Annotated in this window: 16 protein-coding genes; 8 read left to right on the top strand and 8 right to left on the bottom strand. The window is 73.0% G+C overall.

What is annotated here, in order from left to right; genetic code table 11:
• Nucleotides 1–373 precede the first annotated feature (373 nt).
• The 4 genes from AB0O19_RS15520 to AB0O19_RS15535 all read right to left on the bottom strand — a co-directional run bounded on the left by AB0O19_RS15520 (nucleotide 374) and on the right by AB0O19_RS15535 (nucleotide 5,071).
• A complete protein-coding gene (locus AB0O19_RS15520; protein ID WP_363619904.1) occupies nucleotides 374–1,048 on the bottom strand; it encodes a nucleoside/nucleotide kinase family protein in 675 nt (224 codons plus the stop codon).
• Nucleotides 1,049–1,079: 31 nt separating this feature from the next.
• The gene (locus tag AB0O19_RS15525; RefSeq protein ID WP_363619906.1) at nucleotides 1,080–2,036 is read right to left on the bottom strand and encodes an LD-carboxypeptidase; all 957 of its coding nucleotides are present in this window, start codon (nucleotides 2,034–2,036) and stop codon (nucleotides 1,080–1,082) included.
• Between the two features lie 161 nt (nucleotides 2,037–2,197).
• Nucleotides 2,198–3,262 (bottom strand): tryptophan--tRNA ligase, encoded by a 1,065-nt coding sequence (gene trpS, locus AB0O19_RS15530; RefSeq protein ID WP_363619907.1) that lies wholly within the window; start codon nucleotides 3,260–3,262, stop codon nucleotides 2,198–2,200.
• A gap of 237 nt (nucleotides 3,263–3,499) precedes the next feature.
• Entirely contained in the window at nucleotides 3,500–5,071 is a 1,572-nt protein-coding gene (locus AB0O19_RS15535) for an APC family permease (protein WP_363620159.1), read from the bottom strand.
• Nucleotides 5,072–5,392: 321 nt separating this feature from the next.
• Here AB0O19_RS15535 and AB0O19_RS15540 point away from each other — a divergent pair, with 321 nt between their 5' ends.
• Complete coding sequence (locus AB0O19_RS15540) at nucleotides 5,393–6,508, top strand: iron-siderophore ABC transporter substrate-binding protein (protein WP_363619909.1); 1,116 nt, start codon at nucleotides 5,393–5,395, stop codon at nucleotides 6,506–6,508.
• Between the two features lie 118 nt (nucleotides 6,509–6,626).
• A complete protein-coding gene (locus AB0O19_RS15545; RefSeq protein WP_363619911.1) occupies nucleotides 6,627–7,814 on the top strand; it encodes a hypothetical protein in 1,188 nt (395 codons plus the stop codon).
• Between the two features lie 162 nt (nucleotides 7,815–7,976).
• Here AB0O19_RS15545 and AB0O19_RS15550 read toward each other — a convergent pair whose 3' ends face one another.
• Complete coding sequence (locus AB0O19_RS15550; protein WP_363619913.1) at nucleotides 7,977–8,510, bottom strand: NUDIX domain-containing protein; 534 nt, start codon at nucleotides 8,508–8,510, stop codon at nucleotides 7,977–7,979.
• A gap of 95 nt (nucleotides 8,511–8,605) precedes the next feature.
• Here AB0O19_RS15550 and AB0O19_RS15555 point away from each other — a divergent pair, with 95 nt between their 5' ends.
• Complete coding sequence (locus AB0O19_RS15555; protein ID WP_363619915.1) at nucleotides 8,606–9,607, top strand: ATP-grasp domain-containing protein; 1,002 nt, start codon at nucleotides 8,606–8,608, stop codon at nucleotides 9,605–9,607.
• A 56-nt stretch (nucleotides 9,608–9,663) separates the two neighbouring features.
• On the opposite strand, the gene AB0O19_RS15560 is transcribed toward AB0O19_RS15555, so the two are convergent.
• Together AB0O19_RS15560 and AB0O19_RS15565 are read right to left on the bottom strand one after the other, a co-directional pair.
• The gene (locus AB0O19_RS15560) at nucleotides 9,664–13,767 is read right to left on the bottom strand and encodes an ABC transporter transmembrane domain-containing protein (protein WP_363619917.1); all 4,104 of its coding nucleotides are present in this window, start codon (nucleotides 13,765–13,767) and stop codon (nucleotides 9,664–9,666) included.
• Nucleotides 13,768–14,132: 365 nt separating this feature from the next.
• Nucleotides 14,133–14,774 carry a TetR/AcrR family transcriptional regulator gene (locus AB0O19_RS15565; RefSeq protein WP_363583548.1) on the bottom strand — a complete coding sequence of 214 codons (642 nt, stop codon included), beginning with the start codon at nucleotides 14,772–14,774 and terminating at the stop codon, nucleotides 14,133–14,135.
• Between the two features lie 132 nt (nucleotides 14,775–14,906).
• Between AB0O19_RS15565 and AB0O19_RS15570 the strand changes: the two genes are divergently transcribed.
• The 4 genes from AB0O19_RS15570 (at nucleotide 14,907) to AB0O19_RS15585 (ending at nucleotide 21,463) form a co-directional block, all read left to right on the top strand.
• Nucleotides 14,907–16,619: a carboxyl transferase domain-containing protein gene (locus AB0O19_RS15570; RefSeq protein WP_363619919.1), complete on the top strand. Its 1,713-nt coding sequence runs from the start codon at nucleotides 14,907–14,909 to the stop codon at nucleotides 16,617–16,619.
• Between the two features lie 188 nt (nucleotides 16,620–16,807).
• Complete coding sequence (locus AB0O19_RS15575) at nucleotides 16,808–19,117, top strand: biotin carboxylase N-terminal domain-containing protein (RefSeq protein ID WP_363619921.1); 2,310 nt, start codon at nucleotides 16,808–16,810, stop codon at nucleotides 19,115–19,117.
• Complete coding sequence (locus AB0O19_RS15580) at nucleotides 19,114–20,100, top strand: hydroxymethylglutaryl-CoA lyase (protein ID WP_363619923.1); 987 nt, start codon at nucleotides 19,114–19,116, stop codon at nucleotides 20,098–20,100. Before AB0O19_RS15575 ends, AB0O19_RS15580 begins: the two co-directional genes overlap by 4 nt.
• 172 nt (nucleotides 20,101–20,272) lie before the next feature.
• Nucleotides 20,273–21,463 (top strand): acyl-CoA dehydrogenase family protein, encoded by a 1,191-nt coding sequence (locus AB0O19_RS15585; RefSeq protein WP_063349303.1) that lies wholly within the window; start codon nucleotides 20,273–20,275, stop codon nucleotides 21,461–21,463.
• 170 nt (nucleotides 21,464–21,633) lie between these two features.
• Here AB0O19_RS15585 and AB0O19_RS15590 read toward each other — a convergent pair whose 3' ends face one another.
• Nucleotides 21,634–22,113: a universal stress protein gene (locus AB0O19_RS15590; RefSeq protein WP_363620161.1), complete on the bottom strand. Its 480-nt coding sequence runs from the start codon at nucleotides 22,111–22,113 to the stop codon at nucleotides 21,634–21,636.
• A 72-nt stretch (nucleotides 22,114–22,185) separates the two neighbouring features.
• Here AB0O19_RS15590 and AB0O19_RS15595 point away from each other — a divergent pair, with 72 nt between their 5' ends.
• Nucleotides 22,186–22,755 (top strand): hypothetical protein, encoded by a 570-nt coding sequence (locus AB0O19_RS15595; protein WP_363619925.1) that lies wholly within the window; start codon nucleotides 22,186–22,188, stop codon nucleotides 22,753–22,755.
• The last annotated feature ends 339 nt before the right edge of the window (nucleotides 22,756–23,094 follow it).

Consider the following 23,094-nt stretch of genomic DNA (forward strand, 5'->3'; position numbering starts at 1 on the left):
GTTGACTTTTGGCACGCTGTTGAGTTCTCAAGGAACGGACACTTCCTTCGGACCGCCTTCCAGCGGGCCCTCCGGGCGCTTCGTTCTTTCGTGTTCCCAGCTTACCAGATGTTTTCCGCCCCGTTTCCGGCGCTTCGTTCATCCAACTCGCTGGCGTCTTCTGCGGCTTGACGCCCCGTCCGACGTTTCAAACTCTATCCGATCCCAGCTCCGAAAAGCGAATCGACCGCAATCCAATAAAACGAACACGCCGAATAGGAACCAAGCCGCGACAAGACGCGACCCAGCCCGAACCGGGAAATGGTGTTTCAAGAGGATTGGCCGCCCCGGGACCGTCCGCGCCGATGCGTGTCCGGTGCTCCCTGCCGAGCGACTAGAGAACACTACCCCTGGTCGGCGTCGCGGGCAAGCCGCTGCCGGGGACGGTCCGGGTGCAGAGTGCGCGGCCGACTTTCACGTACTCGCCGTTGGGGTGGTCGTTGCCGGCCACCCAGTGGCGGGCGGTGGCCTCGTCGCGGCCGCCGTCGCGGTGGCGGCGGAGCAGGCGCTCCTCGCGGAGGGCGTCGTCGGTGTCCACGTACCAGAGTTCACGCAGCAGGCGGCGGGCCTCCGGCCACGGGGTGTCGGTGGAGGCGAGGTAGTTGCCCTCGGTGATGACGAGGCGGGTGTGCGGGCGGACGACGTGGCGGGCGGCGACCGGTTCGTCGAGGGTGCGGTCGAAGTCGGGGGCGTAGATGTCCTGGAAGCGGTCGGCGGCGATGCGGCGCAGCAGGGCGACGTAGCCGTGGGCGTCGAAGGTGGCGGGGGCGCCCTTGCGGTGGGTCAGGGCGAGGCGGTCCAGTTGGGCGGCGGACAGGTGGAAGCCGTCGAGTGGGACGTACGCGGCGCTGCCGGGGCCCTCGGCGCGTTCGATCTCGGCGACCAGGTGCCGGGCCAGGGTGGACTTGCCGGCGGCGGGCGGGCCGGCAAGTCCGAGGATCGTGCGGGCGTTGCTGCCCGGGCCCCGGAGGAAGCCGAGGGCGAGGGCGGTGAGGCGGTCCTCGTTCATGGCCGCACCCTACTCACCGTCGGCACGGGCCTCACCGCTCGGCGAGGGCGGGCACCTCCAGGGTGAGGGTGCCGGCGTCGGCGTCGAGGACGGCGGGGACGCCGAGCGGGACGGTCAGGGTGGAGGGGCAGTGGCCGAAGCCGAGTTCCCAGATGACGGGTATGCCGAGCGGGCCGAGGCGGTCGAGCATGACGTCCCGGACGCGGTCGAGCCGTCCGCAGCCGTCCCAGGAGCCGAGTGCGATGCCGGCGACCCCGTCGAACGCACCGGAGCGCAGGAACTGGGTGAGGAGCCGGTCGAGCTGGTACGGCTGCTCGTGGACGTCCTCCAGGATCAGGATGCCGCCGGCGTAGGAGGGCCGGGCGGCGGGCGTGCCGCGCTCGGCCGCGAGGACGTGGAGGCAGCCGCCCGCGGTGACGCCCCGGGCGCGGCCGGGGACGAGGGCGGTGGCGGTCGGTGAGGTGAGCACGGTGGTGGCCGTGGGCTCGAAGAGGGTGCGGCGCAGGTGGTCGGCGGTCGGTCCGTCGGTGATGAAGGAGCCGGCCGCGCTCATCGGCCCGTAGAGGGTGGCGATGCCGAGCCGCTGGGCGAAGGCCTCCTGGAGGGAGGAGACGTCGCTGAAGCCGATGAACGGCTTGGGCGGGACGGCGCGCATGGCGTCCCAGTCGAGCAGGTCGACCATGCGGTGGACGCCGTAGCCGCCACGGGCGCAGATGACGGCGTCGACGGTGGGGTCGAGCCAGGCGGACTGGAGGTCGGCGGCGCGGTCGGCGTCGGTGCCGGCGAGGTAGCCGAGGGTGGGGTGGGCGTCGAGGACGTGCGGGGCGACGGTGACCCGCAGGCCCCAGGAGCGGAGGACCGCGCAGCCGTCGGTGAGCCGCTGGGAGTCGATCGGGCCGCTGGGGGCGACGACGGCGATGTGGTCGCCGGGGCGCAGGTGCGGCGGGCGGGTCAGACCCTGGCCGGGCGTGGTCGGGTGCTGGTCCATGGTCCGGGACGCCTTTCGGGGGAGGCCGGGTACGGGCGGCCTCGGCGTGGTCGAGGCCGCCCGGTGACGATATGCCCCCGTGTCGACGGGCCGATGTCCGCGAGCCGACGTCTTCGGGCCGAAGGTGCCCCGAAGGTGCGCCGGAGGTGCGGGGCGGTTCTTCAGATCGCCCCCATCACCTTCCTGACCTCGTCGAGGGTGGCGTCGGCGACGGCGTTGGCGCGTTCGGCCCCGTCGCGCAGGACCTGGCGCAGGTGGCCTCGGTCGGCGGCGAGTTCGGCGCGGCGGGCACGCAGGGGGCGGAGGTACTCGTTGACGGAGTCGGTGACGGTGCGTTTGAGCGCGGCGGCCCCGCCGTCGCCGATTTCCTCGGCGATCTCCTCGGGTGCGCGGTCCTGGCAGAGCGCGGCGAGCAGGATGAGGCCGGAGACCTCGGGCCGGTTGGCCGGGTCGTAGTCGATCCGGCGGTCGGCATCGGTCCTGGCGCCGCGGATGATCCGGGCGGTCTCGTCCTCGGTCGCGCCGAGGGGGACGGAGTTGCCCCGGCTCTTGCTCATCTTGCCGCCGTCGGTGCCGAGCAGCAGCGGGGCGTCGGAGAGCAGTGCGCGGGGGGTGGGGAAGACGGCGCCGCCGTCGGCGTGCGGGTAGCGCTCGTTGAAGCGGCGGGCGATGGTGCGGGCGACTTCGAGGTGGGGCAGCTGGTCCTGGCCGACCGGGACGAGGTTCGCCTTGCAGAAGAGGATGTCGGCGGCCTGGTGGGCGGGGTAGGTGAACATCAGCCCGTTGACGGCGGACTGGCGGGAGTGCGCGATCTCGTCCTTGACGGTGGGGTTGCGGTTCAGTTCGGCGACGCTGACCAGGCTGAGGAAGGGCAGCAGCAGTTGGTTGAGGGCGGGGACGGCGCTGTGCGCGAAGATCGTGGCGCGGTCGGGGTCGAGGCCGGCCGCGAGGTAGTCGAGAACGAGGTTCTCGGTGTGCTCGGCGAGCCGGTCGGCGATGTCCCGGTCGGTGATGACCTGGTAGTCGGCGATCACGACGAACATCTCGACGCCCTGGTTCTGGAGCTGGACGCGGTTGTGCAGGGTGCCGAAGTAGTGGCCGAGGTGCAGCGGTCCGGTGGGGCGGTCCCCGGTGAGGACGCGGTGGCCGGCCGGGTCGGCGGTGAAGGTGGCGGTGGTGGCCACGGACGGGGTCGTCGGGGTGGTCGCGGTCGTCTCGGTGGTCATCGGGTTTCTCCTCGGTACGGCGGTGGTGGCGGCCGTCCGGGGCGGGGGCCCGTTCCGTGGGAAACGCGAAAGGGCCGTCCATTCCGGACGGCCCTGGTCAAGCGGGTGGGGTGGCCGTCCCTCAGGACGGCCACCAGCACTGGCCCGCGTAGAGCTTCATGCGGTCGAGGATAGCGTCGGTGCCCGGCGGCGTGGTCGGCTTTCGGCGCTCCGGTCCTCCCGGTCCTCCCGGTCCTCTCAGTCCTCGACGACCAGCGCGGGGGTGTCCTTGCGCAGCGTCTCGCCGCGGAAGAACTCCGGCCGGGCCAGCCCGTAGCAGGTCATCAGGACGGCGCCGAGCAGCAGGATGCCGACGCCGATGACGAACACCGAGCCGATGCCGAAGACGGCGCCGCTGCCGTAGTCCGGGTTCCAGGCGTCGGTGAGGGTCTGCAGGAAGACCCCGCTCAGCAGCACGCCGCCGAGCAGCGGGGCGATGCCCTTGAGGAACAGGTCGCGGGGGCCGGTGCGCAGCGAGCGGCGGAAGTACCAGACGCAGGCGAACGCGGTCAGCGCGTAGTAGAAGCAGATCATCAGGCCGAGCGCCAGGATGGTGTCCTGGACGACGTTCTCGCTGATCAGGCTCATGCCGACGTAGAAGACGGCGGTGGCGATGCCGGCCGCGACGGTGGCGTACCCGGGGGTGCGGAAGCGCGGGTGGACGGCGCCGAAGCGCGGCGGCACGGCACGGTAGGCGCTCATCGCGAGCAGGGTGCGGGCCACCGGGATGAAGGTGGTCTGGAGGCTGGCGGCGGCGCTGGCGACGACGGCCAGGAAGAGCAGGACGCTCCACGGCGAGCCGAGGACCGGGCGGGCGAGCGCGGCGAAGACGTTGTCGGAGGTCTCCGGGTTGCTGAGGCCGGAGCCGGTGGAGCCGACGCCCGCGAACATCTGGGCGGAGATCGCGACCAGCAGGTACGAGCCGACCAGGGTGACCATGGAGACCATCGCGGCGCGGCCAGGGGTCTTGGCACTGCCGAGGGTCTCCTCGTTCATGGTGAGACAGGTGTCCCAGCCCCAGTACATGAAGATCGACAGCGACAGGCCGGCGGTGAAGGCGCTGAAGGAGCTGACCTGGAGCGGGTTGAGCCAGGAGAACGAGAAGCCGATCGAGTCGGGCAGGTCGCCGGCGGCGGCCTTGCCGATGGCGATGGCCGAGAAGAGCACCAGCACGGCGAGTTGGAGGCCGACCAGGCTGTACTGGAACCACTTGGTGGCGGTCATCCCCCGGTAGCTCATCGCGGTGGCGCCGGCGATCAGCAGGACGACGGTGAGCAGGTGGACGGCCTGGTTCTGGTCGAGTTCGGCGACCCAGCTCCTGCCGGTCATCTCGCCGAGCATCAGGTAGAGGAAGTCGGTCGCGACCCCGGCCAGGTTGGACAGCACGATGATGGTCGCGACGGTCAGGCCCCAGCCGGCCATCCAGCCGACCCGGGGGCCGAAGGCCTTGACCGTCCAGGTGAAGGACGTGCCGCAGTCCGGGAAGTCCTTGTTCAGCTCCTTGTAGGCGAACGCGACGAGCAGCATCGGCAGGAAGCCGGCCAGGAACACGGCGGGCATCTGGACGCCGACCGCGGTGACGGTCGGCCCGAGTGTCGCGGTCAGGCAGTAGACCGGGGCGACCGTGGAAACGCCCAGGACCACACTGCCCAGCAGGCCCACCGAGTTGCCCCGTAGACCCTTGTCCCCCGCTCCCCCAGCTGTCCCCTGGTCGGGGACTCCACCACTGATGCCACTGACCGGGGCACCCTGCGGAGCGCCGGGCGCCATTGCCCGGCCGCTGCTTCCGTGCTCTGAGAGCTGCTGATCAAACACCAGCGCACCCTAGGCGCGAGCATGGAAGGTTGAGTAGACCAACCCTTGGTGATCTAAACCACTTGCTTCGATTCGTTCTCGACGAAGGCCATCAAGGTGCAGCATTAACGGCGTGCTAAGCGGTGTACCTTAGTTTCAAAGGATCAGGGTCAAGAGAATTTCTCCCTTATGTCAAGGTTTGAGATGGTTCACCCCCAGCCCGGACGGGTCACCACGCCCCCCTCGGACGCTTCGGATAGGTTTGCCTCACCTAACCTCGATTCGAAGGAGCGTCGCGTGGCCCCCCACTCCGACGACCTGGTCCTCGTCCCCCGCACCCCCTCCCGCCGCAGGTTCCTCTCCGCCGGGATCGCCGGCGGGGCGGTCCTCGGCCTCGGCGGACTGCTCACCGCCTGCGGCAGCTCCGGCGGCTCGGGCGGCAACGGCGGCTCCGGCGGCGCGACCCCCGGCACCGGCGGCGCATCGCCCGACCAGAAGTCGGTCAAGCAGGGCGGCGACGACTACGCCACCGTGATCGAGAAGATGAAGGGCTTCGGCACCGACGCCGCCCCCGGCGTCTACCCGCGCACCGTCAAGCACGCCATGGGCGAGACCGTCATCCCCGCCAAGCCCACCCGGGTCGTGGTCCTGGACACCGGCGAACTCGACAACGTCGTCGCACTCGGCATCCAGCCGGTCGGCATCGTCTACACCGACGGCTCCAAGTCCCTGCCGTCCTACCTCAAGGACAAGGCCGGCAACCCGGCCAACGTCGGCACCATCAACAGCCTCAACCTGGAGGCCATCGCCGCGCTCAAGCCCGACCTGATCCTCGGCAGCCAGCTGCGCGCCCAGGACCAGTACACGCAGCTTTCCAAGATCGCGCCGACCGTCTTCTCGCTGCGCCCCGGCTACCCCTGGAAGCAGAACTTCCAGCTCAACGCCAGCCCGTTCGGCCTGGAGGCCGAGGCCAAGACCCAGCTCGACGCGTACCAGGCGGCCGCCACCGCGATCGGCGCCAAGCTCGGCGACAAGCGGCCCACCATCACGCCGCTGCGCTTCATGCCCGGCCGGACCCGGCTGTACGCCGAGCTGTCCTTCATCGGCACCATCCTCACCGACGTCCCGCTGCCGCAGCCCAAGATCGAACAGGTCAAGGAACTCGCGGTGGAGGTCAGCCCGGAGCAGATCGACAAGGCCGACGCCGACTGGATCTTCTACGGCGTGTACGGCAGCCCCAGCTCCACCAACCAGGACGCGGTGCTTGGCGGCGCGCTCTGGAAGACCCTCGGCGCGGTCAAGTCCGGTCAGGCCCGGCCGGTTTCGGACGAGACCTGGTTCCTCGGGCTCGGTGTCATGGCCGCCAACGCGGTGCTCGCCGACCTCAAGGGCTTCGTCGCGCCCGGCACTTGAGTCGACACGGGGCGTAGGGGCGGGCAGTGGTCTCGCGCACACCCCCGGAGTTGACTCTTGGAGCTGGTCGCGCGGTGCGGGAGGATCATCCGGACCGTCCGCCGAAGGGCCCGTGCCGATGACCTCGCTCCACCCCGCCGCAACCGACCCGTCCCTGCCCGGCCCGCCCGGGGGCAGCGCCGGATCCGCGCCCCCGCACGCCGCGCGCTGCTCCATCGCGACGGCCGCCGAGACCGGCCCGGCCGGCGCTCCGGGCGCCGCCCCGTCCGGCACGGTCGGCGGGCCGCGCCAGGCGGGCGGCTCACGCCACGACTCGGTTCCGCAGCCGCGCGGACGGGAGGACGGCGCGGAGAACGGCGGACTCGCGGCGGGGGGCGAGGCGGCTGCGGACGATCCGACCACCTCGCGGCTGCGGGCGGCGCTCGCCGACCGGCTGCGGGCCGCCCGCGCCCAAGGCCGCTCGGTCGCCGACCTGGCGGCCGCGTGCCGGCGACCGGCCACGGAGGTCCGGGCGCTGCTCGGCGAGAGCGCCGAGGACGGCGAGGACGAGGACGGGGACGGCGGGGTCCGTGAGGGCGGGGTCCGTGAGGGCGGCGCGGGCGTTCAGCATCGTGAAGACGTTCCGGGTGGTGAGGCCGAGGCCGTGGGCGGGCGGGCCGGGACCGGGGCAGGCCGGTTCGGTCGACCGACCGTCGCGCCCGAGGGCGACCGGGCCGTACCCGTGCGGCGCGCGGCGCGCGAGGAACTCCGGACCGCCGGATCCCGGCGCCCCGCGCCCTCGCGCCGACTGCGCCGGATGCACCCGCAGGCCGACGCGACCGGGCAGGGGGCGGCCGCACGGGAGACGGCCGCGACCTCCGCCGCTCTCCCGGCCGAGGTCCGGGCGGCAGCCGCACCCGGTTCGGGTGAACCCATCGGAGGCACCGGGGCGGTGACGGCGCCATCGGGCGCCGACCCCGAGGCGGCGCGGGCCGAGACACCGCTCGGCATCCTGATCGGCGGCAGCCCGAACCAGCCCGAGGCCGTCGGCCGCCCGGAGGAGCGGGCGCCGATCCGGGTGACGGCGGAACCGGTCCGGATCGGCCGCGGCACCAGCCTGATCGTGCTGCCCTCCTGGCGCCCCGCCATCGCCGTCTCGGTGCCGACCGAGCAACTGCTGTCCGCCACCGGGCTCGCCTTCGAGCAGCTGACCGACGCGCAGCTGACCGTGCTGATGAACCCCTGCGCGCTGCACGACCGGGAGCTGGACCTGCACGGCTGGGAATCCGGCCCGGGCGGGCGGGCACGACGCGGCGGGCGCCCGTAGGGGCGTCCGCTCGTAGCAGCGTGTGGTCGCAGCAGCGCGCGGGCAGGGCCCGTCGGCAACGGTCGTAGCAGCGCGCGTTCAGGGGCCGCCGGCAACGGCCAGGGGACGGCAGCCGGGAGATCGCGGTCGACCGGGCGTCGGGGAGCGGTCGGCGGGCGGCCGTCAGCGGCTGGCCGGGGCGTTCGGGATGAAGCCGAGGTCGACGGGTACCGGGGGGCGCCCGTCGACGGCCCAGCCCTCGCGGACGGCGGCCAGCAACTCCGGCAGCCGGGGCGGCCAGAGCGCGTCGGCGTTCTCGTCCGCCAGGTCGGCCGGGGTCCACCAGCGCCAGTCGAGGATCCGGTCCTCGGCGTGCACCGCGCTGACGTCACCGACCGGGCCGCGGTGCGGTCCGCCCGTGAGGTAGATGTGCTCGTGCTGACGGACCGGGGTGCCGTGCCAGGTGAAGTCGTGCTCCCAGGTGCAGAGCAGCGGGCCCGGTTCGAGGTCGCTCCAGCCCGTCTCCTCCCAGAGTTCGCGCCGGGCGCCGGTCCACGGGGTCTCGCCGGGCTCCAGCCCGCCGCCCGGCATGGTCCAGTGGACGCCGACCTCGTCGTTGTCCGAACGGAGCAGGAAGACCGAGCCGTCCTCGTCCAGGACCACCGTGCGAGCCGCCCGCCGGGGGACACGCCTACGGAGTCTCAGCAGATTTCGCATCGGATCACTCTCCCAGCACCCGGCCGGGCCGTCGAGCGGGTTTGACGCGCCGAAAGCCGCCGACGCCTCCCCGCCCGGGCCTTACCCTGACGGCCATGCCCGTACCCGCGATCCTCTTCCCCGCCGACCCGCTCAACCCGCGCCGGCCCGACCCGCACTTCGCCTGGGAGGCCAGGCTGCTGCGGGAGTTGGGCGGCGAGCACCACCTGGTCGACCACGACGCGCTGCTCACCGGGCACGCCGAGCAGGCGGTCCGACGGGTGCCGCAGGACCGGGGTCCGCTCTGGTACCGGGGCTGGATGCTTCCGTCCGCCCGCTACGCCGGCTTCGCCGCCGCGCTCGCCGCGCGCGGCTGCGCCCTGCTGACCAGCCCGGCCGGCTATGCGACGGCACACGAACTGCCGGGCTGGTACGGCGTGTTCGAGGGGGCGACCCCGCCCAGCGCGTGGATCCCCGCCGCCGCTGCCGCGGTGCCCGGGCCGGAAGAGCTGGCGGCCGCCGCGGCCCGGCTCGGCGGGATCGGGCCGGCGATCGTCAAGGACTACGTGAAGTCGCGCAAGCACGAGTGGCACGAGGCCTGCTACGTCCCCGAGTTGGCCGATCTGACGAGCGTCGGACGCGTGGTGGCGCGGTTCGTCGAGCTCCAGGGCGATTTCCTGACCGGCGGGGTGGTGCTGCGGCGGTACGAGGAGTTCGAGCCGCTGGCCGACGGGCCGGGCGGCAGCTCGGGTGACGACTCGGGTGACGACTCGGGCAAAGGATCGGGCGAAGGATCGGGCGAAGGGCCGGATGGAGGGTCGGATGACCGTTCGGGCCGTGGGAGCGGGCGGGCCGTGGAGGCGCGGGTGTGGTGGCTGGACGGCGAACCCGTCCTGGTCGGGCCGCACCCCGACGCGCCTCACCACGATGTCGAACCCGACCTCACCGGCGTCCGCCCCCTGGTCCGGATGCTCGGCTGCCGCTTCGTCACCACCGACCTCGCCAACCGGGCCGACGGCTCCGGCTGGCGCGTGGTCGAGGTCGGCGACGGACAGGTCAGCGACCTGCCGCGCGGGATCGACGCCACCGGCCTGCTGGCCTCGCTGATCGCCGCCTGACGATCAGCCTGACGGGCCGCCGGCGACGGTCCGCCAGACTGATCGCGGGCAGTCGGCTACCCGGCGGCGACGGCCTCGACCGCCGGGTGGCCGTCCGCGATGAACGCCTGCCAGAGCCGGGCGTACGTGCCGCCCCGGGCGAGCAGCTCGGTGTGCGTGCCGTCCTCGACCACCCGGCCGTGGTCCAGCACGACGACCCGGTCTGCGCGCTCGGCGGTGGTCAGCCGGTGGGCGATGACCAGCGTGGTGCGGCCACCGCTGAGCCGGTCCGCGGCCTGGTTGACCGCCGCCTCGGTGGCCAGGTCGAGCGCCGCGGTCGCCTCGTCGAGCAGCAGGACGTCCGGATCGACCAGCTCGGCCCGGGCCAGCGCGATCAACTGCCGCTGGCCGGCCGAGAGGTTGCGGCCGCGACCCGCGACCTCGTGGTCGTAGCCGCCGGACAGCCGGACGATCATGTCGTGCGCACCGACCGCCCGGGCCGCCGCCTCCACCTCGGCCGGCGAGGCGTCGGGCCGGCCGTACGCGATCGCCTCGCGCACCGTGCCCGCGAACAGGTACGCCTCCTGCGGCACCACGCCCAGCCGGTGGCGGTACTGCGCCAGGTCGAAGCGGGTGAGGTCGACCCCGTCCACCCGCACGGTGCCCTCCGTCGCGTCGTAGAACCGGGCGACCAGCTTCACCAGCGTCGACTTGCCGGCGCCGGTCTCGCCCACCAGCGCCACCGTCTGCCCGGCCGGAATGTGCAGGTCCACACCGGTCAGCACGTTCGGGGCGCCGTCCGCACCGCCGTTGTAGGCGAAGCCGACGCCCTCGAAGGAGATCTCGCCGCGCAGCCCCTCGGGCACCGGCACGGGGTCGGCCGCCTCGGCCGTGGCGGTCGGGGTGCGCAGCAGCTCCCGGATCCGGCCGAGACCCACCGAAGCCTGCTGGTAGCCGTCGAACACCTGGGACAGCTGGTTGACCGGTGCGAAGAACAGATCGATGTACAGCAGGTACGCGACCAGCGCGCCGACCGTCAGCGTCCCGGCGTCGACCCGGGCCGCGCCCACGATCAGCACCAGCGCGGCGGCCACGCTGGAGAGGAACTGGACGAACGGGAAGTACAACGAGATGTACAGCTGCGCGCGCACCCGGGCCTCGCGGTAGGCGACGCCCCGGGCGACGAAGCGGTCCGTGTTGGTGTCCAGGCGGCGGAAGGCCTGGACGATCCGCATGCCCGCCACGTTCTCCTGGAGGTCGGCGTTGACGGTGCTGATGAGGTCCCGGGACAACTCGTACTGGTCCCTGGACTTCCGGCGGAACACCAGCGTCGCGATCACCAGCAGGGGCAGCACCGCGAAGACCACCAGGGCCAGGCCGGCGTCGATGATCAGCAGCGCGGCGAAGATCCCGCCGAAGGTCAGCAGGCTGACCACGGCGGTGACCACGCCGGTCTGCAGGAAGGACGTCAGCGAGTCCAGGTCGGTGGTCATCCGGGTCATGATCCGGCCGGACAGCTCGCGCTCGTAGTAGTCCAGGCCGAGCCGGTTGAGGTGGGCGAAGATCTTGAGGCGGAGCAGGTAGAGCACCCGCTCACCGGTCCGGCCGCTGACCCGGTTCTCGGCGCTCTGCACCAACCAGTCCAGCAGCACCACCACCAGCGCGGCGAGCGCGGCCACGGCGACCCCGGACATCAGGGCCTTGCTGACTCCCTGGTCGATGCCGTGCCGGATCAGCACCGGCAGCACCAGGCCGGAGGCCGCGTCGAGCGCGACGAGCAGCAGGGCCAAGGCGAGCGGGACGCGGAAGGGGCGCAGCAGGCGGCGGAGGGTGAAGTCCGGGTCACCGGCCTCGGCCTCGGCGCGCGGGACCGCCGGGGAGTCGGCGGCCGGCGGGAGGGCCGCGACCTTGGCCAGCAGGTCGGGGTCGGCGGTGCGGGCCGCCTTGACCAGGGCGGGGGTGGGGAGGTCGGGGGTGGCCGGGGCGGGGGCCTGCGTGGCGATGGGTTCCGGGGTGGGGGGCGAGGCCGGCGTGGGGGTCGGTTCGTGGACAGGCTCGGGGGTGGACCGCGCCTCGGTCTGCTCAGCGGCCTTCTGCTCAGGGGTCTGCTGCTCGGGGGCCTGCTGCCCAGCGGGCTGCTCGGGGGTCTGCGGAGAGGTCTGCTCGGGGGTCTGCGGGGTCTCGGACGACCGGGGTGTGCGGCCGGCCTCGGGGTCGGTGATCAGAGCCCGGTACTGGGGACATCGGGCGTCGAGTTCCTCGTGCGTGCCGATGTCCAGCAGCCGGCCGTGATCCAGGACGGCTATCCGGTCGGCGAGCTGCAGGGTCGAACGGCGGTGGGCGATCAGCAGCGTGGTGCGGCCGGTCATCACCGAGCGCAGCGCGTCGTGGATCTCCGCCTCGACCTGCGGGTCCACCGCCGAGGTGGCATCGTCCAGCAGCAGGATCCGGGGGTCGGTGAGGATCGCCCGGGCCAGCGCGATCCGCTGGCGCTGGCCTCCGGAGAGGGTCAGGCCCTGCTCGCCGACCTTGGTCTCGTAGCCGTCGGGCAGCGCGCGGACGAACTCGTCGGCCTGGGCGGCCCGCGCGGCCGCCACCACCTGCTCGTCCGTGGCGTCCGGACGGCCGTAGGCGATGTTGGTGCGGACCGACTCGGAGAACAGGAAGCTCTCCTCGGGGACGATGCCGACCGCCGACCGGACCGAGTCCAGGGTGAGGTCGCGCAGGTCGTGGCCGTAGAGGCGGACGGCGCCGGCCGCCGGGTCGTAGAAGCGCGGCACCAGCTGCGCCACCGTCGACTTGCCGGAGCCGGAAGCCCCGACCAGGGCGAGGGTCTCGCCGGGGGCCAGCTTCAGGCTGAGGCCGTGCAGGACGGGGGCGGGGTGCTCGGGGTCGTAGCGGAACTCGACCTGGTCGAACTCCAGGGCGACATCGGAGGTTCGGGGGCCTGTGGTGGCGCGGGTGTCTGCGGTGGCGCGAGGGCCTGCGGTGGCGCGAGGGCCTGCGGCGCTGCCTTCGCGGACGCCGGTGGCGGTGCCTTCGCGGGTGCCGTCCCCGGTGAGGTCCAGGGTGAGCGCGTCCGGGCGCTCCTGGACCAGCGGGCGCTCGTCGATCAGCTGGAGGACGCGCTCCACACCGGCCCGGGCCTGCTGGCCGACCGTGATGACCATGGTGAGCATCCGCACCGGCCCGGTCATCTGCGCGACGTAGGTGGAGAAGGCGACGAAGGTCCCGAGCGACACCTGGCCGTCGACGGCCAGCCAGCCGCCGAAGGCCAGCACCGCGACCTGCGCGAGCGCCGGGATGGCCTGCATCGCCGGGTTGTAGCGGGCGTTGAGCCGGATCGACCGGAGCCGGGCGGCGAACAGGTGACGGGAGGCCCGCTCCAGCTTGTCCAGCTCCTGCGCCTCCTGACCGAAGCCCTTGACCACCCGGACGCCGCCGATCGCGCCGTCCACCACGCCCGCGACGGCGGCCGCCTCCTGCTGGGCGGCCCAGGTGGCGGGGAAGAGGCGCTTGCGGCTGAGGACGGTGATCCACCACAGCGCGGGGGCCATCACCAGGGCTATCAGGGTGAGCGGCGGGGAGAGCCAGACCATCACGGCCAGCGACATGACGAACATCACCAGGTAGCCGGTCATCATCGGCAGCATCGAGAGCAGGCCGTTGATCAGCTGGAGGTCGGAGGTCGCGCGCCCGACCACCTGGCCGGTGTCCAGCCGGTCCTGGCGGTGGCCGTCGAGCCGGCCGAGCGAGCGGAACAGGTCGCTACGCATGTCGTGCTGGACGTCCAGGGCGAGCTGACCGCCGTAGTAGCGGCGGACCTGGGTGCAACCGAAGACGACGACGGCGGCGAGCAGCAGCACCACCGCCCAGGGGACCAGCGAGCGGGTGTGCGCGGTGATGACGTCGTCGATGATCACCTTGGTGACCAGCGGCACCAGCGAGGTGACGGCCATGCCGACGAGCGAGGCGCCGAAGGCGAGCAGCACGCTGCGGCGGGACCGCCAGCAGTAGCCGACCAGGCGGCGCAGCCAGCCGACGGCCTGCGGGTGGTCGCCGTCCGGCTGCGGGTGGTCGCCGTCCGGCTGCGGGTGGTCGCCGTCCAGCTGCGGGCTCGCGCCGGGGTCCGGCGAGCCGCTCGGGGATTGCTCCACCGTGGATCCGTGAGTCTCAGGCATATTTAGGGATGCTAACCATTTCGTCGGGTGGCCGCCATGGCGTTTCCGGCCCGGATGGGGCCGGAGCGGGCCGGGGAGGCCCGGATCGTCCGGTCCGGCGGACTGGCCAACAGCCTGCGGCCTGCGGTGATTCCCGGCCGAACGCGTCCCGGCCGAACGCGCGCACGGCCCGCCGACCCCGCCCGCCTCCAGGGTCGCCTGACTCCAGGGTCGCGGACGACCCGCCGAAGGCCCAGCGGCCAGGGGCGGGCGGGCGCCATCCTTTGGTCCTAGACCTCCGGTGGTCCTGGACCTCCGGCCTCGGAGCCGGACCGCCGACCCTTGAGCCCGGACCACCGGGCAGGCCCTCCGGGGGCGCGCAGGGCTCAGGCCTGCGCGGACACCGACTCGGCCGCCGCCGCGAAGGCGCCGTGGGCGAGGGCGTGCAGCAGGACGGCCATGCCGTCGCGCTGGAGGCCGGAGCGCTCGTCCTGGGCGGGGCCCGGGCCGAGGCTGTGCGGGGTCGAGTTGATCAGGCCGAAGACGGCGTGGACGGCGGCCCTGGCCACCGGTTCGGCGGCGGGGCCCGTCAGCTGCGGATAGGCCTGCCGGACCACGTCCACCCACAGCTCGACGTAGCCGCGCTGGAGCCGGCGGACGGTGCGGCGGTCCTCCTCCTTGAGGTTCAGCAGCTCGCGGTCGTGGAGGGTGATCAGGTCGCGGTCGTCGAGGGCGAAGTCGACGTGGCCGCCGATCAGCGCGTCCAGCGCGGCGGCCGGACCGTCACCGCCGCCCGCCCGGCGCCGCCCCTCCTCCAGCAGGCGCTCGCTGATGCCGATCAGCAGATCGGCGAGCATCGCGTCCTTTCCGGCGAAGTGGCGGTAGAGCCCGGGCCCGCTGATGCCGACGGCCTTGCCGATCTCGTCCACACCCACCCCGAGGAAACCCCGGGCCGCGAAGAGTCGCGCGGCCTCCCGACGGATCTGGTCGCGGCGTGGGAGCGCGGAGGCTGCGGGGACGTTCGGCATGCTGCCCATCGTAGACAGTGGGGTTATCGGCCGTTAACCTGGGCGCGTGAGTTAACGTTAATTAACGTGAGGTCCACGGGCGCACCGCATTCGGCCGCCCACCTGGTGCCGAGGGCAAGGGAGCTCTTGGGAATGGTCATCTCAACCGCCGGTGTACCCACCGGCGTCCATGGCAGCGCAGCGGCCGGCACCACGGCGGCGCCGGGCGCCGTACCGCCGGGAGCCGCTGCTCCCGCTCCCCGGCTCGGCACCGCGGTCGACCCGGGCTCCACCGCCTACCGGGCCAACACCGAGGCACACCGGGCCCTCGTCGCCGAGCTGCGCGAGAAGCTCGACGCGGCGGCCCTCGGCGGCGGTGCCAGGGCCCGCGCCCGGCACACGGCGCGCGGCAAGCTGCTCCCCCGCGACCGGGTGGACACCCTGCTCGACCAGGCCTCGCCCTTCCTGGAACTGGCCCCGCTGGCCGCCGACGGGATGTACGACGGGGCGGCGCCCGCGGCCGGGGTGATCGCGGGCATCGGCCGGGTCACCGGACGCGAGGTGGTGGTGGTCGCCAACGACGCCACCGTCAAGGGCGGCACCTACTACCCGATGACCGTGAAGAAGCACCTGCGCGCCCAGGAGGTCGCGCTGGAGAACCGGCTGCCCTGCGTCTACCTGGTGGACTCCGGCGGCGCCTTCCTCCCCATGCAGGACGAGGTCTTCCCGGACCGCGACCACTTCGGCCGGATCTTCTACAACCAGGCCAGGCTCTCCGCCGCGGGCATCCCGCAGATCGCCGCCGTACTCGGCTCCTGCACCGCCGGCGGGGCGTACGTCCCGGCGATGAGCGACCAGGCCGTGATCGTCCGCAACCAGGGCACGATCTTCCTGGGCGGGCCGCCGCTGGTGAAGGCCGCCACCGGAGAGGTGGTCACCGCCGAGGAACTGGGCGGTGGTGACCTGCACTCCCGCACCTCGGGGGTGACGGACCACCTGGCCGAGGACGACGCCCACGCCCTCTCCATCGTCCGCACGATCGTGGCCGGGCTCGGCCCGCGCTCGGCCAGGCCGTGGCCGCTCACCCCGGTCGAGCCGCCGGCCGTGGACCCGGTCGGCCTGTACGGGGCCGTCCCGGTCGACCCGCGCACGCCCTACGACGTGCGCGAGGTGATCGCCCGGCTGGTCGACGGCAGCCGGTTCGCCGAGTTCAAGGCCGAGTACGGCGCGACCCTGGTCACCGGCTTCGCCCGGATCCACGGCCACCCCGTCGGCATCGTCGCCAACAACGGCGTGCTGTTCTCCGAGTCGGCCCTCAAGGGCGCCCACTTCATCGAGTTGTGCGACCAGCGCGGCATCCCCCTCCTCTTCCTGCAGAACATCACCGGATTCATGGTCGGCCGGCAGTACGAGGCGGGCGGCATCGCCAAGCACGGCGCCAAGATGGTCAACGCCGTCGCCAGCACCCGCGTCCCGAAGCTGACCGTGGTGATCGGCGGCTCGTACGGAGCCGGCAACTACTCGATGTGCGGCCGGGCCTATTCACCTCGCTTCCTGTGGATGTGGCCGGGCTCGAAGATCTCCGTGATGGGCGGCGAGCAGGCGGCGTCCGTCCTCGCCACCGTCCGCCGCGACCAACTGGAGGCCCGCGGCGAGCAGTGGCCGGCCGAGGCGGAGGAGGAGTTCAAGCGCCCCGTCCGCGAGCAGTACGAGCGCCAGGGCAACGCCTACTACGCCACCGCCCGCCTCTGGGATGACGGCGTGATCGACCCGATGGACACCCGCACCGTCGTCGGCCTCGCCCTCACCGCCTGCGCCAACGCCCCGCTTCCGCCGCCCGGCCCGTACGGGGTCTTCCGGATGTGACCCCGCCCCGGCGAGTGTGACCCGCCCCTCCCACGCGACCTCTCCTCTCCTGTCGGTGTGACCCCGCTCCTGCGGGCGTGACTCCCGCGGCGCCGGCTCACCGCCCGGGCCGGCGCTCTCCCCTCCCCGCCGCCACTCCGCCGCCACCTCCTTCGTACGGCTCCCCTCGACCCGGAGGAACGCCTCCCATGTTCGACACAGTTCTGGTCGCCAACCGCGGCGAGATCGCCCTCCGGGTGATCCGCACCCTGCGGCGGCTCGGCGTGCGCTCGGTCGCCGTGTTCAGCGACGCCGACGCCGACGCGCCGCACGTCCGCGAGGCGGACGTCGCCGTCCGGCTCGGCCCCGCCGACCGCAGCGACAGCTCGGCGGCCGAGACCTACCTGCGCACCGACCAGATCCTCGCCGCCGCCCGCCGCACCGGGGCCCAGGCCGTGCACCCCGGTTACGGCTTCCTCGCCGAGAACGCCGGCTTCGCCCGCGCCTGCGCCGACGCCGGCCTCGTCTTCATCGGACCTCCTCCCGGTGCGGTCGAGCTGATGGGTGACAAGATCAACGCCAAGGAAGCCGTCCGAACCGCCGGCGTTCCGGTGGTCCCCGGCAGCCAGGCCACCGCGCCCACCGACGGGGAACTCCTCGCCGCCGCCGAGGAGATCGGCTACCCCGTCCTGCTCAAGCCGTCCGCCGGAGGCGGCGGCAAGGGTATGCGCCTCGTGCGGGACCGCGCCGACCTGCCCACCGAGATCGCCGCCGCCCGCCGCGTCGCCCGGACCGCCTTCGGCGACGACACCCTGCTGCTGGAACGCTGGGTCGACCGGCCGCGGCACATCGAGGTGCAGGTGCTCGCCGACGCCCACGGCACCACCGTCCACCTCGGCGAGCGCGAATGCAGCCTCCAGCGCCGCCATCAGAAACTGATCGAAGAAGCCCCCTCCGTTCTGCTCAATACCGAGACCCGCGCCGCGATGGGCGCCGCGGCCGTCCGCGCCGCGGAGTCCTGCGGCTACACCGGGGCCGGCACCGTGGAATTCATCGTTCCCGGCATCGACCCGGACTCCCCCGCCACCGCCTCCACCGAGGGGGTACGGGACTTCTTCTTCATGGAGATGAACACCCGCCTCCAGGTCGAACACCCCGTCACCGAACTCGCCGTCGCCGTCGGCGACGATTCAGCCCGACTCGACCTGGTCGAGTGGCAGCTACGGATCGCCTCGGGCGAACGGCTCTCCTTCGATCAGTCCGACATCTCCTTCCTGGGCCACGCCATCGAGGCCCGGATCTGCGCCGAGGACCCGGAACGGGACTTCCTGCCCACCGGCGGCCGCATCCTCGTCCTGGACGAGCCCCAGGGCGAGGGCGTGCGCGTCGACTCCGGAGTCGCCCCCGGATCCGTCGTCACCAGCGCCTACGACCCGATGCTCGCCAAGGTCATCGCGTACGGGCCCGACCGCCCGACCGCGCTGCGTCGGCTCCGCGCCGCGCTGGCCGACACCCGCATCCTGGGCGTCACCACCAACACCGGCTTCCTGCGACGGCTGCTCGCACACCCCGAGGTCGTCGCCGGCCGACTGGACACCGGCCTGGTGGAACAGACGGCCCAACAGCAGCCCGCCCTGCTCGCCTCGCCGTACTCCCCGGCGAACGCGCCGAGCGACGCGAACGAGACCGGCGAGGCCGACAAGGCCAACGAGGCCGATGACGAGCACGAGGCCGATGCCACAACTGCCGACCCGCTGACGGCCGAGACGCCACCACCTGCCCACCTCCTCTACTACGCGGCCGCGCTGGCGCGGCACCTGGACCTCACCCCGGCCGCCGACCTCGGCGGCTGGACCGACCCCTTCTCCCTTCCCTCCGGCTGGCGCCTGAGCGGCACCCCCGCCTGGACCACCCACCGACTCCGTACCCCCGGCCAGGATCCGGTCTCGGTGCGCATCCGTTCGATCACTGCGGGCAACGTAGCCGATGCCACTGACAATCCCGCCGAGCTCACCCGCGAGGTCGAGCTACGGCTCGGCGCCGGGCCCGTCCACCGTGCCCGCGCGACCCGGACCGCCGACCGGCTGCACCTGACCGTCGACGGCCTGCAGACCACGTTCGCGCTGGCCACCGACGCCGCTCCCGGCCTCGCCGCCGGCCCGGTGACCTGGCTCGGCGTCGAGGGCGACGCCTGGTCGCTGCACACCCACGACCCGGTGGGCGAGCGCGCCGCCGGAACCGCCGCCCACCACGGCGCCCTGACCGCCCCGATGCCCGGGACCGTCACCGTCGTCAAGACCACGACGGGCGAGACGGTCCGCAAGGGCCAGCCCCTGCTCGTGCTGGAGGCCATGAAGATGGAACACGTGATCGCCGCCCCGCACGACGGTGTCGTGGCCGAGCTGCGGGCCACCGCCGGCGCCACCGTCGCGATGGAGGAACTGCTGGTCGTGGTCGCCCCGGCCGGGGACGGCGCCGACGAGCAGGGCGCCCCCGCGGCCGCCGGGGTGCGGTCATGACCGCACCCGCCCGCGAGCCCGACGCGCTGGACCTGGGCCTGCCCGACCCCGTCCGCGCCCCCGGCCTGCCCGAGGAGGTCCGGATCCACGAGGTCGGACCGCGCGACGGGCTGCAGAACGAGGGCTCCCTGGTGCCCGTGGAGGTCAAGGCGGAGTTCATCGCCCGGCTCGCGGCCGCCGGGCTGCGCACCGTCGAGGCCACCAGCTTCGTCCACCCGAAATGGGTCCCTCAGCTGGCCGACGCCGAGGAGCTGATGCCCCGGCTCGCCGGCCTGCCGGAGCGCCACCCCGGCCTTCGGCTGCCGGTACTGGTGCCCAACGAACGCGGCCTCGACCGGGCGCTCGCCCACCACGCCACCGACGTCGCGGTGTTCGCCAGCGCCACCGAGACCTTCGCCCGCCGCAACCTCAACCGCTCGGCGGACGAGGCGATGGCCATGTTCCGCCCGGTCGTGGCGCGGGCGGCCGAGGCCGGGCTGGCGGTCCGCGGCTACCTCTCGATGTGCTTCGGAGACCCCTGGGAGGGTCCGGTCCCGGTCTCCCAGGTGGTCGCGTACGGCGTGCGGCTGCTGGAGATGGGCTGCGCGGAGCTGAGCCTCGGCGACACCATCGGCGTGGCCACCCCCGGGCAGGTCGGCGCCCTGCTGGCCGGCTTCGCGCGGGCCGGGGTGCCGGCCGACCGGCTCGCCGTGCACTTCCACGACACCTACGGCCAGGCGCTCAGCAACACCCTGGCGGCCTTGCGCGAGGGGGTCACCACGGTGGACGCGTCGGCGGGCGGGCTCGGCGGCTGCCCGTACGCGAAGAGCGCCACCGGCAACCTGGCCACCGAGGACCTGGTGTGGATGCTGCACGGGCTCGGCATCCGGACCGGGGTCGACCTGCGCGCGCTGGTCGCCACCAGCGGGTGGATGGCCGAGCGGCTCGGCCGTCCGAGCCCGTCCCGCACCGTCCAGGCGCTGCTCGGCGCCGCCCGGGGCTGACCCCGCCGCACCACCGCTCCCCGGTGCCGGCCGCGCGGAATCCCGGCCGCGGCCGGCACCGGGCACCACGTTCATCGCCCAACCACACCGTGCGACCGTCACACCGTCAGACGGACGCCGGTCGTCCCGCTCACGCCCGCGGCCACCCCGGCCGGGCTCCAGGAGGATCACCGTGTTCGACCACCGGCTCAGCAGCGAGTACGAGGAACTGCGGCGCACCGTCGCCGAGTTCGCCCAGGACGTGGTGGCGCCGAAGATCGGCGGGTTCTACGAGCGGGAGGAGTTCCCCTACGAGATCGTCCGCGAGATGGGGCGCATGGGCCTGTTCGGCCTGCCCTTCCCGGAGGAGTACGGCGGCATGGGCGGCGACTACTTCGCACTGGGCATCGCCCTGGAGGAACTCGCCCGGGTCGACTCCTCGGTGGCGATCACCCTGGAGGCGGCCGTCTCGCTCGGCGCGATGCCGATCCACCGGTTCGGGACGGAGGAGCAGAAGCGCGAGTGGCTGCCCCGGCTGACTTCCGGCGAACTCCTCGGCGCCTTCGGCCTGACCGAGCCCGAGGGCGGCTCGGACGCCGGCGCGACCCGCACGACCGCGCGGTACGACGAGACCACCGACGAGTGGGTCATCAACGGCACCAAGTGCTTCATCACCAACTCCGGCACGGACATCACCGGTCTGGTCACCGTCACCGCACTCACGGAACCGATCGCTCGTTCGAGTGAAGAAGGCGAATTCCGCTCGCCAACGCGCGAAATCTCTTCCATCATCGTGCCCACCGGGACCCCGGGGTTCCAGGTATCGAAGAAGTACTCGAAGGTCGGGTGGAACGCATCCGACACCCGCGAACTGTCCTTTACCGACTGCCGCGTTCCCGCGGCCAACCTGCTGGGCGAGCGTGGCCGAGGCTACGCCCAGTTCCTGCGGATCCTCGACGAGGGCCGCATCGCGATCGCGGCCCTGGCCACCGGCCTGGCCCAGGGATGCGTCGACGAGTCCGTCAAGTACGCCGGCACGCGCCGGGCCTTCGGTCGGCCGATCGGCGCCAACCAGGCCATCCAGTTCAAGCTCGCCGACATGGAGCTGCGCGCCCACACCTCCCGCCTGGCCTGGCGGGACGCCGCCTCCCGGCTGCTGCACGGCGAACCGTTCAAGAAGGAGGCCGCGATCGCGAAGCTGTACTCGTCCGAGGCCGCCGTCGACAACGCCCGCGAGGCGACCCAGATCCACGGCGGGTACGGCTTCATGAACGAGTTCCCGGTCGCCCGCTTCTGGCGCGACTGCAAGATCCTGGAAATCGGGGAGGGCACATCGGAGGTTCAGCGCATGCTCATCGCCCGGGAGATCGGCGCCGGGTTCTGATCCGGCCCCACCGGAGCAACTACCCGCTCCTCAGGCGGCATTGAGGAGCCCACGACACAGAGGAGCGGGCCGAAGTCGGCGGGGCGTCCGACACCATCGGCGGCCGGCACCATCGGCCGACAACGGGGAGACGTCTCCGGGGGCGCGGACACGCAGCGCCCGACGGAGCGTCAGGGAATCACGATCACCGGGCGGTTGGCCCGCCGCGCCAGCCGCCCGGAGACCGAGCCGAAGATCTTGCCGAGCAGGCCGTGCGTCGTGCCGACGACGATCGCGTCGGCGGCGTACTCGCGGCCGACCTCCTCGATCTCGTGGCAGATGTCGCCGCCCCGCTCGATCAGGATCCACGGCACCCCGGTGAGGAAGTCCGCGCAGGCGAGCTCCAGGCCCAGGACCTCGGTCCGGTGGTCGGGGAGGTCGACGAAGACGGGAGGTTCACAGCCCGCCCAGACAGTGGCGGGCAGGCGGTTGGCGACGTGCACGATCACCAGGCCGCACTGCGAACGGCGCGCCATGCCCACCGCGTACGCGAGGGCGCGCTCGCTCGACAGGGAGCCGTCGAAGCCGACGACCACGCCGTGCTGGAAGACCGGGTCGAGGGAGCGTGCGGACGCGTCCCGGGCCGTCGACTCGGCGTGCGCGCCGGGCAAGCCGGACGCCTCCGGGCGCTCGGCGCCCGGGCCCAGGCGGCCCGTCACCGGAGACCCTGCGGGGTCGGCCGGGTGCCCGCCACGCCGCTGGCGAGGCCCTGGACGGTCATGCCGGGCGAGGCCGCCCCGTCGGACCAGGAGGCCGCACAGAGCGCGCACGAGGCCCCGGGGAGCGCCCGGCTCCAGGCCTGCTTCCTCGGCGCCCGGGGTGAGATCGGCGGTACCAGCGACGCCCGAGGAGCCAGTTGGTTCGCCGGCTCGCTGGGCGGCGGCGTCGCCAACCCGCTCGCCGACAACCCGCTCGCCGGCGTGCTCGTCGACACGATCATCAGCCCGCTCGCCCCCACGCTCACCCCCGTGCTCGTCGGCCGGTACGCAGCCCGGCTCGTCGGCCTGGGCGTCGGCCTGGCCATCGGCCTGCCTGGTGGCGGGCAGGCGACCCGATGCATCGGCGTGGCCGTCGGCTGGAGCGAGGTCCGCGCGGCCGCCGTCGTCCCCGGTGTCTGCGCCCGCGTTGCGGGGCGCGTCCGGCTCCACCGGTCGGAAGGACTCAAAACCAGCCATGGCTCACGGCTCTTCATGGGAGAGGGGCCGACAGGAGAGGACAACGCCGCCCGGGCAGCAGGCCCGCCCACGGGATGACGTCGGTCTGCGCCGCGCAGCACCGTATGTGACCTGTTCCTTTCAGAGTACGACGGGTGTGAGGCCCAGCCCAGCGGTGAGGCCTCGGAGCGGCATTGTTCCCGCGAAAGGAGGATGCGCCCGCCGTCGGCAGTGCGCCCTGCCCGCAGGCCACGCGCCCCCTCCAGAAAGGAGGTTCCCTGGAGCTTGACTGAGCGGACCGGGCGACGCAACAGGCCTGCCGGACACCGTGACCGGACTGTCATGGATCGGCGACGATCCGTTGCCACACGTCGCGAACCGTCACGTCCCGCCAGCCTCAGCCGGCCCGCCCGGACCCACCCGTACACCAGGTTCTGG

The organism is Kitasatospora sp. NPDC091276 (assembly GCF_040684355.1).
Classification (GTDB): Bacteria; Actinomycetota; Actinomycetes; order Streptomycetales; family Streptomycetaceae; genus Kitasatospora.

Excerpts from the sequence above, each read along its gene's own strand:
- AB0O19_RS15520 (WP_363619904.1), bottom strand. The coding sequence starts at position 1,048 with ATGAACGAGGACCGCCTCACCGCCCTCGCCCTCGGCTTCCTCCGGGGC.
- AB0O19_RS15525 (WP_363619906.1), bottom strand. The coding sequence starts at position 2,036 with ATGGACCAGCACCCGACCACGCCCGGCCAGGGTCTGACCCGCCCGCCG.
- trpS (WP_363619907.1), bottom strand. The coding sequence starts at position 3,262 with ATGACCACCGAGACGACCGCGACCACCCCGACGACCCCGTCCGTGGCC.
- AB0O19_RS15535 (WP_363620159.1), bottom strand. The coding sequence starts at position 5,071 with ATGGCGCCCGGCGCTCCGCAGGGTGCCCCGGTCAGTGGCATCAGTGGT.
- AB0O19_RS15545 (WP_363619911.1), top strand. The coding sequence starts at position 6,627 with ATGACCTCGCTCCACCCCGCCGCAACCGACCCGTCCCTGCCCGGCCCG.
- AB0O19_RS15550 (WP_363619913.1), bottom strand. The coding sequence starts at position 8,510 with ATGCGAAATCTGCTGAGACTCCGTAGGCGTGTCCCCCGGCGGGCGGCT.
- AB0O19_RS15555 (WP_363619915.1), top strand. The coding sequence starts at position 8,606 with ATGCCCGTACCCGCGATCCTCTTCCCCGCCGACCCGCTCAACCCGCGC.
- AB0O19_RS15560 (WP_363619917.1), bottom strand. The coding sequence starts at position 13,767 with ATGCCTGAGACTCACGGATCCACGGTGGAGCAATCCCCGAGCGGCTCG.
- AB0O19_RS15565 (WP_363583548.1), bottom strand. The coding sequence starts at position 14,774 with ATGCCGAACGTCCCCGCAGCCTCCGCGCTCCCACGCCGCGACCAGATC.
- AB0O19_RS15570 (WP_363619919.1), top strand. The coding sequence starts at position 14,907 with ATGGTCATCTCAACCGCCGGTGTACCCACCGGCGTCCATGGCAGCGCA.
- AB0O19_RS15575 (WP_363619921.1), top strand. The coding sequence starts at position 16,808 with ATGTTCGACACAGTTCTGGTCGCCAACCGCGGCGAGATCGCCCTCCGG.
- AB0O19_RS15580 (WP_363619923.1), top strand. The coding sequence starts at position 19,114 with ATGACCGCACCCGCCCGCGAGCCCGACGCGCTGGACCTGGGCCTGCCC.